Source organism: Stappia sp. G46H5W, assembly GCF_058448995.1.
Map to the genome: position 1 here is coordinate 254,222 of NZ_JBZFLL010000006.1, position 17,981 is coordinate 272,202.

Consider the following 17,981-nt stretch of genomic DNA (forward strand, 5'->3'; position numbering starts at 1 on the left):
GATAGACACATGAACATCCACGAATACCAGGCCAAAGAGGTTCTCAAGGCCTATGGCGCGCCGGTGGCCAAGGGCGTGGCCATCTTCTCGGCCGACGAAGCCGAGGCCGCCGCAAAGCAGCTTCCCGGCCCGCTCTGGGTCGTGAAGTCCCAGATCCATGCCGGCGGTCGCGGCAAGGGCAAGTTCAAGGAACTCGGCCCCGACGCAAAGGGCGGCGTTCGTCTCGCCTTCTCGCTGGACGAGGTGAAGTCGCACGCGGCCGAAATGCTCGGCAACACGCTGGTGACCAAGCAGACCGGCGCGGCCGGCAAGGTCGTCAACCGCCTCTATATCGAGGACGGCGCCGACATCGAGCGCGAGCTCTACCTCTCCATTCTCGTCGACCGCACCGTCGGCCGTCCGGCCTTTGTCGTTTCGACCGAAGGCGGCATGGACATCGAGGCCGTGGCCGAGGAGACGCCCGAGAAGATCCACACCCTGCCGATCGATCCGGACACGGGCGTGACCGAGGCCGATGCGGCCAAGCTCTGCGATGCGCTGGAGCTGACCGGTGCGGCGCGCGAGGACGGCATGAAGCTGTTCCCGATCCTGCACAAGGCCTTCGTCGAGAAGGACATGAGCCTGCTCGAGGTCAACCCGCTGATCGTCATGAAGGACGGCCGCCTGCGCGTTCTCGACGCCAAGGTCTCCTTCGACGGCAACGCGTTGTTCCGTCACCCGGAGATCGTCGAGCTTCGCGACGTCACCGAGGAGGACGAGAAGGAAATCGAGGCCTCCAAGTACGACCTCGCCTATGTGGCGCTCGATGGCGACATCGGCTGCATGGTCAATGGCGCCGGCCTGGCCATGGCGACCATGGACATCATCAAGCTCTACGGCGCCGAGCCGGCGAACTTCCTCGATGTCGGCGGTGGCGCCTCCAAGGAGAAGGTCACGGCCGCGTTCAAGATCATCACCTCCGATCCGAACGTGAAGGGCATCCTGGTCAACATCTTCGGCGGCATCATGCGCTGCGACGTGATCGCGGAAGGCGTGCTGGCGGCGGTGAAGGAAGTCGGCCTCCAGGTGCCGCTCGTCGTTCGCCTCGAAGGTACCAATGTCGAACTCGGCAAGAAGATCATTTCCGAAAGCGGTCTCAACGTGATCGCCGCCGATGATCTCGACGACGCCGCGCAGAAGATCGTCAAGGCCGTGAAGGAGGCCGCCTGATGTCCATTCTCGTCAACAAAGACACCAAGGTCATCGTCCAGGGCCTGACCGGCAAGACCGGTACGTTCCACACGGAGCAGGCTCTGGGCTACTACGGCACCCAGATGGTGGCCGGCGTGCACCCCAAGAAGGGCGGTGAGAACTGGACCTCCGGTCTCGATTCCGCCGCGTCCCTGCCGATCTTCGCCACTGTCGGCGAGGCGCGCGAGGCAACCGGTGCCGATGCATCCGTGATCTACGTGCCCCCCGCAGGCGCGGGCGCTGCGATCATCGAGGCGATCGATGCCGAGGTTCCGTTCATCGTCTGCATCACCGAGGGCATCCCGGTCGCCGACATGGTCAAGGTCAAGGCCCGGCTGGAGAAGTCCAAGTCTCGCCTGCTCGGCCCGAACTGCCCGGGCATCCTGACGCCGGAAGAGTGCAAGATCGGCATCATGCCGGGCTCCATCTTCAAGAAGGGCTCGGTCGGCGTCGTCTCGCGCTCCGGCACGCTGACCTATGAGGCGGTGTTCCAGACCTCGAACGCCGGTCTCGGCCAGACCACGGCCGTTGGCATCGGCGGCGACCCGGTCAAGGGAACAGAGTTCATCGACATCCTGGAGATGTTCCTCGCCGACGACGAGACCAAGTCGATCATCATGATCGGCGAGATCGGCGGCTCGGCCGAGGAAGAGGCCGCGCAGTTCATCAAGGACGAGGCCAAGAAGGGCCGCAAGAAGCCGATGGCCGGCTTCATTGCGGGCCGTACGGCGCCTCCAGGTCGCACCATGGGCCATGCCGGCGCCGTGATCTCCGGCGGCAAGGGTGGAGCCGAGGACAAGATCGCGGCGATGGAAGAGGCGGGCATCCGCGTTTCTCCCTCGCCGGCCAAGCTCGGCGAGACCCTTCTTGAGGTCCTGAAGGGCTGATTTTTCGCGATTATCGGTTTTTTTACCGAGTTCGCAGCCACATATGGGGCACGGGAGCTTCCCTCAAGGAAGTTTCCCGTGTACCGCTTTGAACAGGAGCGGCGCGGGACACGCATCGCGCTGCTTCATCCCACATCCGTTTAAACGGGGCGCTGCGTGAAAGGGCTCCCCTCAACAGGCGGGCGGGGGTAACCTCGCTATAGTGATGGCTCGGCAGGACGCGAACAATGCCTTCGCGATGACGTCGTTTCTTTACGGCGGCAACGCAGCGTATATCGAAGATCTTTATGCGCGCTACAAGGAAGACCCCGGCTCTCTCGACGAGACGTGGCGCGACTTCTTCTCCAACCTGGCTGACGAAAAGGCCGACGTGCTCAAGGAGGCGCGTGGCGCATCCTGGAAGCGTGCCGACTGGCCGCCGGCGGCGAATGGCGATCTCGTCAACGCCTTCGATGGCAACTGGGCGCCGGTGGAGAAGGCTCTCGGCGACAAGCTGAAGGCAAAGGCCGAGGAGAAGGGCAAAGCCCTGACCGACGCCGATGTGCAGCAGCAGACGCGCGATTCCGTTCGCGCGCTGATGATGATCCGCGCCTATCGCATGCGCGGCCATCTGCATGCCGACCTCGATCCGCTGAACCTCAAGGAGCAGGTCGATCACGAGGAACTGCATCCCTCGTCCTACGGGTTCACCGAGGCCGACTGGGACCGCAAGATCTTCATCGACTACATGCTGGGCCTCGAGTTCGCGACGCTCCGCGAGATGCTCGAGATCCTCAAGCGCACCTATTGCTCGACGCTCGGCGTCGAGTTCATGCACATCTCCAATCCGGCGGAGAAGGCATGGATCCAGGAGCGCATCGAGGGCCCGGACAAGGAGATCGAGTTCACGCCCAAGGGCAAGAAGGCGATCCTCAACAAGCTGATCGAGGCCGAGGGCTTCGAGAAGTTCCTTGACGTCAAGTATACCGGCACGAAGCGCTTCGGTCTCGACGGTGGCGAGGCCCTGCTGCCCGCACTCGAGCAGATCATCAAGCGCGGCGGCGCGCTCGGCGTGCAGGAGATCGTCTTCGGCATGGCCCATCGCGGCCGCCTCAACGTGCTGTCCCAGGTCATGGGCAAGCCGCTTCGCGCGATCTTCCACGAGTTCAAGGGCGGGTCGTTCACCCCCGACGACGTGGAAGGCTCCGGCGACGTCAAGTACCACCTCGGCGCGTCCTCGGACCGCGAGTTCGACGGCAACAAGGTTCACCTGTCGTTGACCGCCAACCCTTCGCACTTGGAGATCGTCGATCCGGTGGTGCTCGGCAAGGCACGCGCCAAGCAGGACCAGCTCTCGGCCGTTAACGGCCGCTGGGTCGAGACCACCGAGGTCGATCGCTCCAAGGTGCTGCCGCTGCTGCTGCACGGCGATGCGGCCTTCGCCGGCCAGGGCGTGGTCGCCGAGTGCTTCGGCCTGTCCGCGCTGCGCGGACACCGGACGGGCGGTTCGATCCACTTCATCATCAACAACCAGATCGGCTTCACGACGAACCCGCGCTTCTCGCGCTCCTCGCCGTACCCGTCCGATGTGGCGAAGATGATCGAGTCGCCGATCTTCCACGTGAACGGCGACGACCCGGAAGCGGTGGTCTACGCGGCGAAGGTGGCCACGGAGTTCCGTCAGCTCTTCGGCAAGCCGGTGGTGATCGACATGATCTGCTACCGCCGCTTCGGCCACAACGAGTCCGACGAGCCGGCGTTCACCCAGCCGATCATGTATCGCAAGATCCGCAGCCATCCGACCACGCTGCAGATCTATGCCGAGAAGCTGATCAAGGAAGGCGTCATCACCTCCGACGAGCTCGAGGGGATGCGCGGCGAGATGCGCGCCCGTCTCGACCAGGAGTTCGAGGCAGGGCAGGCCTACAAGCCGAACAAGGCCGACTGGCTGGACGGCAAGTGGTCGGGTCTGAAGCAGGCGCAGGATCTCGACGATCCCCGCCGCGGCCAGACCGCGATGCCGATGGAAGACCTGAAGCTTGTCGGCAAGGCCCTGACGGGCGTGCCGGACGGCTTCAACGTCCACCGCACCATCCGCCGCTTCCTCGACAATCGCGAGAAGATGTTCGAGACCGGCGAGGGGATCGACTGGGCGACCGCGGAAGCGCTCGCCTTCGGTACGCTGCTGCTGGAGGGCCATGCCGTCCGTCTGTCGGGCCAGGATTGCGAGCGCGGAACGTTCTCGCAGCGCCACTCGGTCCTCTACGATCAGGAAGACGAGCAGCGCTACATCCCGCTCAACAACCTGCGCAAGGATCAGGCCCGCTACGAGGTCATCAACTCGATGCTCTCGGAAGAGGCGGTGCTTGGCTTCGAATACGGCTACACGCTGACGGAGCCGAACGCGCTGACCCTTTGGGAAGCCCAGTTCGGCGACTTCGCCAACGGCGCTCAGGTGGTCTTCGACCAGTTCCTGTCGTCGGGCGAGCGCAAGTGGCTTCGCATGTCGGGCCTCGTCTGCCTGCTGCCGCATGGCTATGAGGGCCAGGGTCCGGAGCACTCCTCCGCCCGCCTGGAGCGCTTCCTGCAGATGTGCGCGGAAGACAACATGCAGGTCGCCAACTGCACGACGCCGGCGAACTACTTCCACATCCTGCGCCGTCAGCTGAAGCGCGACTTCCGCAAGCCGCTGATCCTGATGACGCCGAAGTCGCTGCTGCGCCACAAGCGCGTGGTCAGCCGCCTCGACGAGTTCTCGGACGGTTCGGCGTTCCACCGGCTGTTGTGGGACGACGCGCAGCTCGAGGGCTACAGCGACATCAAGCTGAAGCCGGACGACAAGATCCGGCGCGTGGTGATGTGTTCGGGCAAGGTCTATTACGACCTGTTCGAGGAGCGCGAGAAGCGCGGCATCGACGACGTCTATCTCCTGCGCGTCGAGCAGCTCTATCCGTTCCCGACCAAGGCGCTCGTCTCCGAACTGTCGCGCTTCAAGGATGCGGACTTCGTCTGGTGCCAGGAAGAGCCGAAGAACATGGGCTCCTGGTTCTTCGTCCAGTCCTACCTGGAGTGGGTGCTGAGCCAGATCGACGCCAAGCATCCGCGTCCGCGCTATGTCGGCCGCGCCGCTTCCGCGGCGACGGCGACGGGCCTGATGTCGAAGCACATGGCGCAGCTGCAGGCCTTCCTCGACGAGGCCTTCGCCGAGTAGCCTTTGCGGCTCCCGGGCAACGATCCGGGAGCCGGCCTATTCCCGGCCCTCTAGGAGCCGGACACGCAAGACTCCATCGCTAGCGCGCGGAACCGAAGGCGGCTCCGTGCAGCCACCGGATGAAAGAGATTTTGATCATGGCGACCGAAATTCGAGTGCCCACCCTCGGAGAATCCGTGACCGAGGCGACCATCGCCCAGTGGTTCAAGAAGCCCGGCGACAAGGTGAACGCGGACGAGCCCATCGTCGAGCTGGAGACGGACAAGGTGACCGTCGAGGTTCCGGCCCCGGCCTCCGGCACGCTGACCGATATCCTGGTCAAGGAAGGCGACACCGTCGAGGTCGGCGCCCTGCTGGGACAGATTTCCGAAGGCGCCGGCGCGGCCGCCGCCTCACCCGCCAAGGCTTCCGCGCCGAAGGCCGAGAGTGCCAAGTCCGCTCCGGCCGCCTCTGCCTCGGCAGAGACCGTCGACGTGGTGGTGCCGTCCGCTGGTGAGAGCGTCACCGAAGCCGATGTCGGCGAGTGGTTCGTCAAGGTCGGCGACCAGGTCAAGGCCGACGATGTGCTCGTCGAGCTGGAGACCGACAAGGCCGCCCAGGAGATCCCGGCGCCGGTTTCCGGCACCGTGGTGGAGATCTCCGCCAAGACCGGCGACACCGTCACGCCGGGCCAGCTGCTGCTGAAGATCGCAGCCGGTGCTGGCGCTGCCGCTCCGGCCAAGGCGCCTGCTGCCGAGACGCCGGCTCCGGCCGCCAAGGCCGGCACCGACATGCCGCCGGCTCCGGCCGCCGCCAAGATGATGGCGGAGAAGGGCATTGCCGCTGACCAGGTTGCCGGTTCGGGCAAGCGCGGCCAGGTGCTCAAGGGCGATGTGATCGCCGCCGTGGCCACCGGCATGACGCAGCAGTCCTCCGCCTCTTCGGCTCCCGTTGCCGCGCGTGCGCCGTCGGGTGCCGAGGATGCGGCCCGCGAGGAGCGGGTGCGCATGACCAAGCTGCGCCAGACCATCGCGCGCCGCCTGAAGGATGCGCAGAACACCGCTGCCATGCTGACCACCTACAACGAGGTGGACATGGGTCCGGTGATGGAGCTGCGCTCCACCTACAAGGACCTGTTCGAGAAGAAGCATGGCGTGAAGCTCGGCTTCATGGGCTTCTTCACCAAGGCCGTGTGCCATGCACTGAAGGAGATCCCGGCGGTCAATGCCGAGATCGACGGAACGGACATCATCTACAAGAACTACTGCCACATCGGCGTCGCCGTCGGCACCGACAAGGGCCTGGTGGTTCCGGTCGTGCGCGATGCCGACCAGATGTCCATCGCCGAGATCGAGAAGAAGATCGCCGAGTTCGGCCGCAAGGCGCGTGACGGCAAGCTCGGCATGGACGAGATGCAGGGCGGCACCTTCACCATCTCCAACGGTGGTGTCTACGGCTCCCTCATGTCCTCGCCGATCCTCAACGCCCCGCAGTCGGGCATCCTCGGCATGCACAAGATCCAGGAGCGTCCGATGGTCGTGAACGGCCAGATCGTGGCGCGGCCGATGATGTATCTGGCGCTGTCCTACGACCACCGGATCGTCGACGGCAAGGAAGCCGTTACCTTCCTGGTGCGCGTCAAGGAGAGCCTCGAGGACATCAAGCGTCTCGTCCTCGATCTCTGATCGTCGGCGACACGGGTATCGGGCGGTCTGCGCCCGGTATCCGCTCCTCGCGAAAGGGCGCAAGGTCACGGGACTGTCCAGCGGAGGCGGGGGATGAACGACACCGTCCGGCGGTTGCAGGCACACTGGGTCTATGGCGGCGCGCTTTACGGCGCGGTGCTTCTGGTCCTGAGCCCGCTGCTGACCGCCGGCTGGCCCCTGGCCGAACGGCTCGTCTACCTCGCCCTGCCCGTCTACATGCTGCACCAGTTGGAGGAGCATGACGGCGACCGTTTCCGCGCCTTCGTCAATGAGGTGATCGGCAAGGGGCGCGAGGTCCTCAGCGTCCGGACCGTCTTTGTCGTCAACGTCGTTGGCGTGTGGGGCGTGATGGTGCTGACGATCTGGCTGATGCGCTCGGTCTCGCCCGGCTGGGGCCTGATCGGTGTGTACCTGCTGCTCGTCAACGCCGTGCTGCACGTCGCACAGGCCGTGGCCCTGCGCAGGCGCAATCCCGGCCTCTGGACTGCGGTTCTGCTCTTCCTGCCGTTGGGGGTGGTGGCTTTCTCGCAAATCGCCACAATGGCGAACAGCACCCAGCACGCCGTGTCGCTGGCCGTTGTCCTTGCGTTGCATGGCGCCATCGTCGTCGGCGTTCGCCGTCGCCTCGCAGCCAACTGAGGGAGACTTCCATGGGACTGGATTTCCTGCTCACCGCTCTTGTCGTCGTCCTCGTTCCGGGAACGGGCGTGGTCTACACGGTGGCGACCGGCCTGGCGCGCGGGCGGGTTCCCGGCATCGTCGCGGCCTTCGGATGCACGCTCGGCATCCTGCCGGCACTGATCGCGGCGACCTTCGGCCTTGCCGCATTGCTGCATGCCAGCGCGCTGGCCTTCCAGGTCCTGAAATATGCCGGTGCGGCCTACCTCTTCTATCTGGCCTGGCAGGCCTTCCGCGAGGCCGGACCGATGGCGTTCGACCGTCAGGCGGCGCCGGCAAGCCTCGTCGCCGTGGCTCGTACCGGCTTCCTGATCAACGTCCTGAACCCGAAGCTGTCGCTGTTCTTCCTTGCCTTCCTGCCGCAGTTCATCGTCCCGGGCGAGGGAGCCGTGTCCCTGCAGATCCTGGCAATGGGCAGCGTGTTCATGGGGCTGACGCTGGTTGTGTTCATCGGCTACGGGGTCTTCGCCGCTGCGCTCGGTGCCCGCATCCTGCGCAGCCGTCAGGTCATGACCTGGATGAGCCGGACGGTCGCGCTCGCCTTCGCCGGGTTCGGCGCAAGGCTTGCGCTCGCCGACCGCTGACCTGCGCCCGCGCATGTCCTGAACGGAGAAGCCCATGACTGAGAATGTCGTGATCGTGACAGGCGGCAGCCGCGGCATCGGAGCTGCGGCGGCATTGCGCCTCGCGGGCCCGGGTACCACGGTCCTCCTGACCTATGTGTCGAGCCCGGAGCGCGCCGACGAGGTCGTCTCGCAGATCGAGGCCAAGGGCGACCGTGCGGTGGCGCTGAAGGCCGATGTCGCCAGCGAGGACGACTGCCTGAAGACCTTTGCCGAGGCCGACAGGCTCGGCCGCGTGACCGGACTGGTGAACAATGCCGGCGTGGTCGACGTCGCGGCGCGGCTGACGGACATGTCCTTTGAGCGGCTACGGCGCATCTTCGACATCAACGTGCTGGGCACGATCCTGTGTTCCCGCGAGGCCGTGCGACGCATGTCGACGGCCCATGGCGGCAAGGGTGGGGCCATCGTCAACGTCTCGTCGGCCTCGGCCAAGATCGGCTCGCCGGCGCAGTATATCGACTATGCCGCGGCCAAGGGGGCGGTCGACACGTTCACCGTCGGTCTTGCCAAGGAAGTGGCGGCCGAGGGCGTGCGGGTCAATGCCGTGCGCCCCGGCATCATCGATACCGAAATCCACGCCTCGGGCGGCGACCCCGACCGGGCGAGGCGCGTGGCGGGCGATCTGCCGATGCTGCGCGCCGGTCGGGCCGAGGAATGCGCCGAGGCGATCGCCTGGCTTCTGTCGGACGCCGCCAGCTACACGACGGGCGCGATCCTCGACGTGTCCGGCGGCCGCTCGATCCTCCCCTGATACCGAAACATGGCGGCGTGTCCGCCCGAACGAACGAAACAAGAGGCGAATGCTATGTCACAGTTTGATCTCGTCGTCATCGGCACCGGCCCCGGCGGCTATGTCTGCGCCATCAAGGCGGCCCAGCTCGGCCTCAAGGTTGCCGTTGTCGAGAAGCGCGCCACCCATGGCGGCACCTGCCTGAACATCGGCTGCATCCCCTCCAAGGCGATGCTGCACACGTCCGAGCTGTTCGAGGAGGCGGCCGAGCATTTCGAGGACTTCGGCATCAAGGTCGGCAAGCCGAAGCTCGATCTCAAGGCGATGATGGGCCACAAGCAGAAGACCATCGACGGCAATGTCAGCGGCATCGAATTCCTGTTCAAGAAGAACAAGGTGACGCCGTTCCACGGCACGGGCCGCATCCTTGCGGCCGGTCGGGTCGAGGTGACCGCCGAGGACGGCTCCAAGCAGGAGATCGAGGCGAAGTCCATCGTCATCGCCACCGGCTCCGACGTGGCCCCGCTCCCCGGTGTCGAGATCGACGAGAAGCAGATCGTCTCCTCGACCGGTGCGTTGGAACTCGACAAGGTGCCGGGCAAGCTGGTCGTCGTCGGCGCCGGCGTGATCGGCCTCGAGCTCGGCTCCGTCTGGCGCCGTCTCGGCTCCGAGGTGACGGTCGTCGAGTTCATGGACAAGATCCTCGGCCCGATGGACGCGGACATCTCCCGCAACTTCCAGCGCATCCTGAAGAAGCAGGGCGTCGAGTTCCATCTGTCCTCCAAGGTCACGGCCGTGGAGAAGACGGGCAAGCAGCTCGCTGTCACGGTCGAGCCGGCGGGCGGCGGCGAGGCTGCCGCCAAGACGCTGGAGGCCGACGTGGTGCTCGTCGCCATCGGCCGCCGTCCCTACACTTCGGGCCTTGGCCTCGAGGAGGTCGGCGTTGCGCTCGACGAGCGCGGCAGGGTCAAGACCGACGGCCACTACCAGACCACCGTGCCGGGCATCTATGCCATCGGCGACGTGATCGTCGGTCCGATGCTGGCCCACAAGGCCGAGGACGAGGGCGTCGCCCTTGCCGAAATGCTTGCGGGGCAGGCTGGCCACGTGAACTACGGCGTCATCCCGGGCGTGGTCTATACCAGCCCCGAGGTCGCCGAGGTCGGCAAGAGCGAAGAGGCTCTGAAGGCTGAAGGGATCTCCTACAAGGTCGGCAAGTTCGCCTTCATCGCCAATGGCCGCGCGAAGGCGACCAACCACACCGAAGGCTTCGTCAAGGTGCTGGCCGATGCGGAGACCGACAAGGTCCTCGGCGTCCACATCATCGGCCATGGCGCCGGCGAGATGATCCACGAGGCAGCGGTGCTGATGGAGTTCGGCGGCTCGGCCGAGGATCTGGCGCGCACCTGCCATGCTCATCCGACGATGAGCGAAGCCGTCAAGGAAGCCGCAATGGCCGCCTTCGCCAAGCCGATCCACGCCTGACGGCTGACCATCCCGGCGCATGAGCGCCGGCTGACGAGATGACAAGGGCCCGCGCCGGGATGCTCGGCGCGGGCCCTTTGCTTGGCCGCGGGGGCCGCCACGCGCCCCGTGCGTGTTGCACGGCGCGGTGCGGTTACTCGGCGCTCTGCGTTGCCGTCTGCGTGGTCGTGTTGTCCGCAACCACCAGGGTCCCTGTGGTCGTGGTCGGGCTCTGCGGAGCCTCGGCCGTCGTTGTCGGCGTCGTCTTCTGCGACATCTTGGACCAGTTGCACTCGGCCATGGCCGGTGCGGCGGAGAAGGCGAGGAGGGCGGCAACCCCCGTCAGTCCTGCGAGAATGCGCATTCTACTCTCCCGTTCTGGCAGCGTATCGGGACGATACGCCTCGATCTCCAACGACGGACCTGCCCGGCAGATGCCGGGCGCCGCCAAGGAGACGCTACGGAAAGTCTAGTGCGAAACAGGCAAAGCGACCAGTTCCGCCGCGTTGAAACCGAACGAGCTTAGTCGCGCTCGAGGATCGCCGCGTGGAAGCCGTCCTGCACGCCAGCCGTATGCGACTGGATCTTCACCAGGGCCTCGATGCGGTGATTCATCGGGATGATCTCCACCTCGCGGGCGCCGAAAAGGCCGGGGAAGCGCGCGAGCAGCCGGCCGTTGGTCAGGCGGATGGCGTCGGTCCAGCCCCATTTGCAGTCGCGCGGCGCACAGCGCGTGAATACGCGCATCCGCGAGACGATCAGGCCGCCCCTGCAATGGCTTTCGATCTCGATGATGCGCACTTGCTGCGTTGCCGCGCGGGGATTGTACCAGCGCCCGGCTTCGGGGATGCGGCAGCGATTCTCAGCAAAGACGGGGGTGGGAGCGGCGACAATCACCGTCAGGGCGACGACGAAGGGAATCAGAAGGCTCCACATGCCGGATTCTTGTCCGCAGCGCATGCCGCCGCAAGGAAATTCGATGCTGCAATGCGTCGTGGCTCACGTGAAGCGGGGCGACAGCCTCATGCGGGCCTGCGGCTGCGCGGATGGGCGCGGTCGTAGGCATCCAGCAGCCGTGCGGCATCCACTTCCGTGTAGATCTGCGTGGTGGAGAGGCTGGCGTGGCCGAGCAGCTCCTGGATGGTCCTCAGGTCGCCCCCGCCGGCCAGCAGATGGGTCGCGAAGGAATGGCGCAGGGCGTGGGGCGTGGCGCTTTCGGGCAGGCCGAGCGCGCGGCGCAGCTTCGCCATCGCCAGCTGGACGATTCGCGGGCCCAGCGGCCCGCCGCGCACGCCAAGAAACAGCGGCCCCTCCGGCTGCGGCACGTAGGGGCAAAGGCGCAGATAATCTTCCACCGCATCGCAGACGATCGGCAGCACCGGCACCACGCGTTCGCGCCCGCCCTTGCCGACGACGCGCAGGCTTCTGGTGCCATGGCGCGGTGCCGTGCGGCCGGTCAGCGACAGCGCCTCGGAGATACGCAGCCCGCAGCCGTAGAGCAGGGTCAGCACCGCGGCGTTGCGTGCCGCGACCCAGGGCTCGGCGTCGTCCGCTGCATCCGCATCGACAAGCGTCATCGCATCGCCGGCCGAAACGGGCTTGGGCAGCGAGCGCTTCTGGCGCGGCGGTCGGATCGCGGCGCTGGCGGCGGCGTTCACCTGGCCGAGCGTTTCCAGATAGCGCAGGAACGAGCGGATGCCGGCAAGGCCGCGTGCCAGCGTCCGGCTCTCGGCACCGGTCTGCCGGCGCGAGGCGAGAAAGCCGCGGAAATCGGCCGGGCGCAGCTCCTTGAGGGCGTCCAGTCCGGGCGGTTCGGCAAGGTGGTTGGTGAGGAAGCGCAGGAACTGGCGGACGTCGCGCTCGTAGGCGACCAGCGTCCGGTCGGCGAGCCGCCGTTCCGATCCGAGATGGTCGAGCCAGTCTCCGACGGCGGCGTTCACGTCGGCTTTGGCCGACACCAGCAGGGAATCAGGATCGCTCATGGCGCGATCCTATCATGCCTGCGGGTAGAGCAAGCGGACCGGCCGGCGGTGCGGCCGACCGGTCTCTTGGCGTGAGTTCAGAGGATGCTCTGTCCGGTCTTGGCCCAGTCGGCCAGGAACTGCTCGAGACCCTTGTCGGTCAGCGGGTGCTTGACCAGGCCCTTGAGCACGGCCGGCGGGACGGTCGCGACATCCGCGCCGACCAGCGCACATTCGCGCACATGGTTGGCGGTGCGGATCGAGGCGGCCAGGATCTCGGTCTCGAAGCCGTAATTGTCGTAGATGATCCGCATCTCGCGGATCAGGTCCATGCCGTCGATGTTGATGTCGTCGAGGCGGCCGATGAACGGCGAGATGAACGTCGCGCCGGCTTTGGCGGCGAGCAGCGCCTGGTTCGACGAGAAGCACAGGGTGACGTTCACCATGTGGCCGGCGTCGGTCAGGGTGCGGCAGGCCTTCAGGCCGTCGAGCGTCAGCGGCAGCTTCACCGCGATGTTGTCGGCGATCTCGGCCAGCGCGCGGCCCTCGGCGATCATCGCATCGGCGTCGGTCGCAGTGACCTCTGCGGAGACGGGGCCCTCGACGATGTCGCAAATCTCTGCAATGACGTCCTTCATCGGGCGCCCGGACTTGAGGATCAGCGACGGATTGGTGGTGACGCCATCGAGCAGGCCGGTCGCGGCGAGATCCCGGATCTCCCCGGTGTCTGCGGTGTCGACGAAGAACTTCATGGCGGCTCTGGCTCCTTATCGGAAACGGGCTTTTGCGGAGTTTCGGGTCGGCGGGGCATCTGCCTCGCCCGGGCCTGACTGCATACCTTAGGATGGCGCGTGGTGACAGCCCCGATTCGCCCGAAGCAGGCCGGATTGCGGGGGCAACATCCCGTGGAGCGGGCGGCAAACGAGCAGGAACGAGGACGCGGGTGAGCGATCTGTTTGGCAATAGCGGCGAGGTGCGGCCGGCGACGGTCGCCAGGGTTCTGCTGCCGGTCGCCATCGGCATGGCCTACAGCTACCGGGTGCCGCCTGGGGTGAGCGTGCGGCCCGGCTCCATCGTCCGCGTGCCTCTCGGCCCGCGCGAAGTGGTGGGCGCCGTCTGGTCGCTGGAACCGGAGGGCGGTTCCGCCGCCGGCAATTTGGCCCCGTCCCGGCTCAAGAACATCCTGCATGTCTACGACGATGCCCCGCCCCTCGACGAGGAGCTGCGCACGCTGGTCGACTGGGTGGCGAACTGGACGCTCGCCGCGCCCGGCATGGTGTTGCGCATGGTCCTGCGCTCGGAAGAGGCGCTGGAAAGCGAGCCGCCGCTCGCCGGTGTGCGCCTGTCATCTTCCGGCGCCCGGCCCGAGCGCATGACGCCTGCCCGCCAGCGGGTGCTGGAGATCCTGCAGGACGGCACGGGTTTCACGCGCAGCGGGCTCGCCCATGCGGCCGGCGTCAGTTCCTCCGTGGTCGACGGGCTGCTGGCACATGGCGTGCTGGAAAGCGTCGAACTGCCGGCCGTCCCGCCCTTGCCCAGACCCGATCCGGACTGGTCGCCGCCGCAGCTGACGCCGGCGCAGGCGCGTGCCTCCAAGGAGCTGGTCGCGGCCGTTGGACAGGGGTTCCGCACTTTCCTGATCGACGGCGTGACGGGATCGGGCAAGACGGAAGTCTATTTCGAGGCGGTGGCCGAGGCGCTGCGCCAAGGTCGCCAAGCACTCGTCCTGATCCCCGAGATCGCGCTCACCAGCGCCTTCCTGCAGCGGTTCGAGCGCCGTTTCGCCGTTCTACCGGCCGAGTGGCATTCGGAGATTGCGACCCGCCAGCGCGCGCGGGTCTGGCGCGGGGTCGCCAGCGGCGATGTGCGCGTGGTGGTCGGCGCCCGTTCGGCGCTGTTCCTGCCGTTCCGCGAACTCGGTCTCGTCGTCGTCGACGAAGAGCATGACGGAGCCTACAAGCAGGACGATCGGGTGCCCTACAACGCCCGCGACATGGCGGTGGTGCGCGGCCATATCTCGCGCTTTCCCGTGGTCCTCGCCTCGGCAACCCCTTCGGTCGAAAGCCGGGTCAATGCCGACCAGGGGCGCTATGTCCGCCTCGAACTGCCCGAGCGCGCCACCGGCGCGCCCATGCCGGAAATCTCGATCATCGACATGCGCCAGGACGGTCCGGAGCGTGGTCAGTGGCTGGCGCCGACGCTGCGCCATGCCATCGGCGAGACGCTCTCCGGCGGCGGTCAGGCGCTGCTCTTCCTCAACCGGCGCGGCTATGCGCCGCTGACCCTGTGCCGCTCCTGTGGCCATCGCTTCCAGTGCCCCAACTGCTCCACCTGGCTGGTCGAGCATCGCTTCCGCGGCAGATTGTCCTGCCATCACTGCGGCCACGAGGAGCCGAGCCCCGACCATTGCCCGGCTTGCGGCGACACCCAGTCGCTGGTCGCCTGCGGCCCCGGCGTCGAGCGGATCGCCGAAGAGGCGGCGGACCTCTTCCCGCAGTCGCGGGTGCTGGTCCTGTCGTCGGACCTGCAAGGCGGTCCCGACCGCCTGCGGCGGGAAATGCGGATCATCGAGGAAGGCGGCGCCGACATCGTCGTCGGCACCCAGCTCGTCGCCAAGGGGCACAATTTTCCGCTGATGCGTCTCGTCGGGGTGGTGGATGCCGATCTCGGCCTTGCGAACGGCGACCCGCGCGCGGCCGAGCGGACCTTCCAGCTTCTGGCGCAGGTGACGGGCCGTGCGGGGCGTATCGGCGGCGGCGGGCGCGGCCTGCTGCAGACCTACGCGCCGGAGCATCCGGTCATCCGGGCGCTCGCCTCGGGCGACAGCACGGCTTTCTACGAGGCGGAGATCGCTGCGCGCAAGGCCGCCGGCCTGCCACCGTTCGGCCGCCTTGCGGCGCTGATCGTCTCGGCGCCCGACAGGGCGAGGGCGCAGGACTATGCCCGGCAGGTGGCGCGGCTGTCGCCGGCAAGCCCCGGCCTCACGGTGCTCGGCCCGGCGGAGGCGGCGCTGGCGCTGGTGCGCGGGCGCTACCGATTCCGTCTGCTGGCAATGGCGCCGCGCAATGTCGACCTGCAGGCCCTCATGCGGTCCTGGATCGCGCGCCTGCCCAAGCCCGCGGGCGGGGTGCGCCTGCAGGTGGATATCGATCCCCAGAGCTTCTTCTGAGCAGGGTAAAGAGCGCCGCAAGCGAACATTTGCGGGCCGATGGTGCCGGCTTCGACCTTTTTCGGGCCGAATTGCGGCATTTGGACCCCGTGGCGATGTTGCCCCGCAATGAAGCCTGTGCTAATCGAAGCGCGGCTTTCCGGGGGATATGCGACCAAGCGCATCCCGGTGCCAAAGAAAGTTCAGATTTTCCAAAGCCTTGCGATCAGCCCAGCTGGGCGCATCGGCTCAAACCTGCCTAAGAGAGCACGGACCCTGTGACCGACAACGTATCTCTCATTTCAGGTGTGGCGCACCGTTACGCGACGGCACTGCTCGACTTGTCAGAGGAGCAGGGCTCCGTGGCGGACGTCGAGAAGTCGCTGGATGCGTTCGACAAGCTGCTCCAGGACAGCGCAGATCTGCGCCGCCTCGTGGAAAGCCCGGTGTTTTCCGCCGATGAACAGCTCAAGGCCCTGACGGTGGTGCTGGACAAGGCCGGCGTTACGGGGCTGGCCGCCAACTTCCTGAAGCTCGCCGCGAAGAATCGGCGTCTCTTCGCCATTCCGGGCATGATCGCCGCGTTCCGCGCGGATCTTGCCCGTCGCCGTGGCGAAGTGCCGGCCGATGTCGTCTCCGCGACGCCGCTGTCGGATGCACAGCTCTCCGCCCTCGCCGACGCGCTCAATGCGACGACCGGCAAGAAGGTGGTGATTTCGTCGAAGGTCGATCCTTCTCTGATCGGTGGCCTGGTGGTCAAGGTCGGCAGCCGGATGATCGACACTTCGCTCAAGACAAAACTCAACTCCCTCAAGTTCGCGATGAAAGAGGTCGGCTGATGGATATTCGGGCAGCGGAAATCTCCGCCATCCTCAAGGACCAGATCAAGAACTTCGGCCAGGACGCCGAAGTTACCGAAGTCGGTCAGGTTCTTTCGGTAGGTGACGGTATCGCGCGCGTCTATGGCCTCGACAAGGTCCAGGCGGGCGAGATGGTCGAGTTCCCCGGCGGTATCCGGGGTATGGCGCTGAACCTCGAGACCGACAATGTCGGCGTCGTGCTCTTCGGCTCGGACCGTGACATCAAGGAAGGCGACACGGTCAAGCGGACCGGCGCCATCGTCGAGATCCCGGTCGGCAAGGGCCTGCTCGGCCGCGTCGTCGATCCGCTCGGCAACCCGCTCGACGGCAAGGGCCCGATCGAGGGTTCCGAGATGCGCCGCGTCGACGTCAAGGCGCCGGGCATTCTGCCGCGCAAGGGCGTTCACGAGCCGATGTCGACGGGCCTCAAGGCCATCGACGCCCTGATCCCGGTCGGTCGTGGCCAGCGCGAGCTGGTCATCGGCGACCGTCAGACCGGCAAGACCGCGATCATTCTGGACACGTTCCTGAACCAGAAGCCGATGCACGCGACGGACAATGAGGGCGAGAAGCTCTATTGCATCTATGTCGCCGTCGGCCAGAAGCGTTCGACCGTTGCCCAGTTCGTCAAGCAGCTCGAGGAATCGGGCGCTCTCGAGTACTCGGTGATCGTCGCTGCGACGGCGTCCGATCCGGCACCGCTCCAGTTCCTGGCGCCGTTCTCCGGCACCGCCATCGGCGAGTTCTTCCGCGACAACGCGATGCACGCCGTGATCGGTTACGACGATCTGACCAAGCAGGCCGTGGCCTATCGCCAGATGTCCCTGCTGCTCCGTCGTCCGCCGGGACGTGAAGCCTTCCCGGGCGACGTGTTCTATCTCCATTCTCGCCTGCTCGAGCGTTCGGCCAAGCTCAACGAGGCCAACGGCGCCGGTTCGCTGACCGCCCTTCCGGTCATCGAGACCCAGGGCAACGACGTGTCGGCCTTCATTCCGACCAACGTGATCTCGATCACCGACGGCCAGATCTTCCTCGAGACGGATCTGTTCTTCCAGGGCATCCGCCCGGCGGTGAACGTCGGTCTGTCGGTGTCGCGCGTGGGCTCCTCGGCCCAGATCAAGGCGATGAAGCAGGTTGCCGGCAAGATCAAGGGCGAGCTCGCCCAGTATCGCGAGATGGCGGCTTTCGCCCAGTTCGGTTCGGATCTCGACGCCACGACCCAGCGCCTGCTGAATCGTGGTGCGCGCCTGACCGAGCTTCTGAAGCAGGGCCAGTTCCAGCCGCTGAAGACCCAGGAGCAGGTCGCCGTCATCTATGCCGGCGTCAATGGCTACCTGGACAAGCTGCCGGTCAACAAGGTCCGGGACTTTGAAGAGGGCCTGCTTCTGAACCTGCGCGGCGAACATGCGGATCTCCTGGACGGTATCTGGGAGAAGAAGGCGCTTGACGCTGACCTTGAGGCCCGTCTCAAGGCGGCCATCGAGGCCTTCGCCAAGAACTTCGCCTGACGCGACTGACGGCA

General features: G+C 66.3%; 15 protein-coding genes. 11 read left to right on the forward strand and 4 right to left on the reverse strand.

Features of this window, described 5'->3' with window-relative positions:
• The first annotated feature begins 9 nt into the window (after positions 1-9).
• The 8 genes from sucC (at position 10) to lpdA (ending at position 10,511) form a co-directional block, all read left to right on the forward strand.
• Positions 10-1,209, forward strand: coding sequence for an ADP-forming succinate--CoA ligase subunit beta (sucC, locus tag ACVJ6E_RS19475; RefSeq protein WP_120270520.1), 1,200 nt, complete (start codon positions 10-12; stop codon positions 1,207-1,209).
• The gene (sucD, locus tag ACVJ6E_RS19480) at positions 1,209-2,117 is read left to right on the forward strand and encodes a succinate--CoA ligase subunit alpha (RefSeq protein WP_120270519.1); all 909 of its coding nucleotides are present in this window, start codon (positions 1,209-1,211) and stop codon (positions 2,115-2,117) included. The genes sucC and sucD overlap by 1 nt, the downstream gene beginning before the upstream one ends.
• A 205-nt stretch (positions 2,118-2,322) precedes the next feature.
• Positions 2,323-5,307, forward strand: coding sequence for a 2-oxoglutarate dehydrogenase E1 component (locus ACVJ6E_RS19485; RefSeq protein WP_120270518.1), 2,985 nt, complete (start codon positions 2,323-2,325; stop codon positions 5,305-5,307).
• Between the two features lie 137 nt (positions 5,308-5,444).
• A complete protein-coding gene (gene odhB / locus ACVJ6E_RS19490) occupies positions 5,445-6,971 on the forward strand; it encodes a 2-oxoglutarate dehydrogenase complex dihydrolipoyllysine-residue succinyltransferase (RefSeq protein ID WP_120270517.1) in 1,527 nt (508 codons plus the stop codon).
• A 93-nt stretch (positions 6,972-7,064) separates the two neighbouring features.
• Positions 7,065-7,631: an HXXEE domain-containing protein gene (locus ACVJ6E_RS19495; RefSeq protein WP_120270516.1), complete on the forward strand. Its 567-nt coding sequence runs from the start codon at positions 7,065-7,067 to the stop codon at positions 7,629-7,631.
• Between the two features lie 11 nt (positions 7,632-7,642).
• Complete coding sequence (locus tag ACVJ6E_RS19500) at positions 7,643-8,254, forward strand: LysE family translocator (RefSeq protein WP_067223377.1); 612 nt, start codon at positions 7,643-7,645, stop codon at positions 8,252-8,254.
• A 34-nt stretch (positions 8,255-8,288) separates the two neighbouring features.
• The gene (locus ACVJ6E_RS19505) at positions 8,289-9,047 is read left to right on the forward strand and encodes an SDR family oxidoreductase (RefSeq protein WP_120270515.1); all 759 of its coding nucleotides are present in this window, start codon (positions 8,289-8,291) and stop codon (positions 9,045-9,047) included.
• Positions 9,048-9,101: 54 nt separating this feature from the next.
• On the forward strand, positions 9,102-10,511 hold the full coding sequence (gene lpdA, locus ACVJ6E_RS19510) for a dihydrolipoyl dehydrogenase (protein WP_067223383.1): 1,410 nt from the start codon (positions 9,102-9,104) through the stop codon (positions 10,509-10,511).
• Between the two features lie 133 nt (positions 10,512-10,644).
• Here lpdA and ACVJ6E_RS19515 read toward each other — a convergent pair whose 3' ends face one another.
• The 4 genes from ACVJ6E_RS19515 to fsa form a co-directional block, all read right to left on the reverse strand.
• Positions 10,645-10,854: a hypothetical protein gene (locus ACVJ6E_RS19515; RefSeq protein ID WP_067337343.1), complete on the reverse strand. Its 210-nt coding sequence runs from the start codon at positions 10,852-10,854 to the stop codon at positions 10,645-10,647.
• Between the two features lie 158 nt (positions 10,855-11,012).
• Positions 11,013-11,426, reverse strand: a complete 414-nt coding sequence (locus tag ACVJ6E_RS19520; RefSeq protein WP_067337340.1) for a hypothetical protein — start codon at positions 11,424-11,426, stop codon at positions 11,013-11,015.
• Positions 11,427-11,512: 86 nt separating this feature from the next.
• Positions 11,513-12,472: a tyrosine recombinase XerC gene (locus tag ACVJ6E_RS19525; protein ID WP_097175408.1), complete on the reverse strand. Its 960-nt coding sequence runs from the start codon at positions 12,470-12,472 to the stop codon at positions 11,513-11,515.
• A 77-nt stretch (positions 12,473-12,549) separates the two neighbouring features.
• Positions 12,550-13,203 (reverse strand): fructose-6-phosphate aldolase, encoded by a 654-nt coding sequence (fsa, locus tag ACVJ6E_RS19530; protein ID WP_067223394.1) that lies wholly within the window; start codon positions 13,201-13,203, stop codon positions 12,550-12,552.
• A gap of 92 nt (positions 13,204-13,295) precedes the next feature.
• Here fsa and ACVJ6E_RS19535 point away from each other — a divergent pair, with 92 nt between their 5' ends.
• From ACVJ6E_RS19535 to atpA, 3 genes are all read left to right on the forward strand, one after another.
• Entirely contained in the window at positions 13,296-15,620 is a 2,325-nt protein-coding gene (locus tag ACVJ6E_RS19535) for a primosomal protein N' (RefSeq protein WP_120270514.1), read from the forward strand.
• 257 nt (positions 15,621-15,877) lie between these two features.
• A complete protein-coding gene (locus ACVJ6E_RS19540) occupies positions 15,878-16,438 on the forward strand; it encodes a F0F1 ATP synthase subunit delta (RefSeq protein WP_097175410.1) in 561 nt (186 codons plus the stop codon).
• Positions 16,438-17,967 (forward strand): F0F1 ATP synthase subunit alpha, encoded by a 1,530-nt coding sequence (gene atpA, locus ACVJ6E_RS19545; protein ID WP_097175411.1) that lies wholly within the window; start codon positions 16,438-16,440, stop codon positions 17,965-17,967. Before ACVJ6E_RS19540 ends, atpA begins: the two co-directional genes overlap by 1 nt.
• Positions 17,968-17,981: the final 14 nt, after the last annotated feature.